Here is a 547-nt window from a genome sequence, read left to right as displayed (position 1 = left end):
TGGGGTAACCCTTAGGGGAGCTAGCCGCCGAAGGTGGGACAGATGATTGGGGTGAAGTCGTAACAAGGTAGCCGTATCGGAAGGTGCGGCTGGATCACCTCCTTTCTAAGGATTATGTTTTCTTGCCTGAAATATGGAAGGAACATTCGGAAGATAGATCTTCGATCTATCACGTTAACGTTTTGCGTTCAGTTTTGAAGGTTTATGTAATCTTCATACATAGAAAGAGGGGCCTATAGCTCAGCTGGTTAGAGCGCACGCCTGATAAGCGTGAGGTCGGTGGTTCGAGTCCACTTAGGCCCACCATAACATCTCTCTTTTTATATATCCCGGGGCCTTAGCTCAGCTGGGAGAGCGCCTGCCTTGCACGCAGGAGGTCAACGGTTCGATCCCGTTAGGCTCCACCAATAATTTGTTCATTGAAAACTGGATAAAACGACATTGAAAGTAATCAAGTAATCAACCGAGTCGCATGTATGCGATTCAAGCAATCTTTTTAACCTTCTGATTCCTATCGCTAGGATGAAGTTGGACCTTTTATAGGTTA

Annotated in this window: 2 tRNA genes and 1 rRNA gene; all 3 read left to right on the top strand. The window is 46.3% G+C overall.

The features are described 5' to 3' along the window. Positions 1-105, top strand: a 16S ribosomal RNA gene (locus CSV68_RS16550); the annotation flags it as partial. 124 nt (positions 106-229) lie between these two features. Then, positions 230-306: transfer RNA gene (locus CSV68_RS16545), tRNA-Ile, on the top strand. A 25-nt stretch (positions 307-331) separates the two neighbouring features. Further along, positions 332-407: transfer RNA gene (locus CSV68_RS16540), tRNA-Ala, on the top strand. The last annotated feature ends 140 nt before the right edge of the window (positions 408-547 follow it).

The sequence above is a fragment of the Sporosarcina sp. P29 genome, from assembly GCF_002743265.1.
Lineage (GTDB): Bacteria > Bacillota > Bacilli > Bacillales_A > Planococcaceae > Sporosarcina.
Note: the sequence above shows the minus strand (reverse complement) of the source record. Positions and strands in the feature narration are given on the sequence as shown.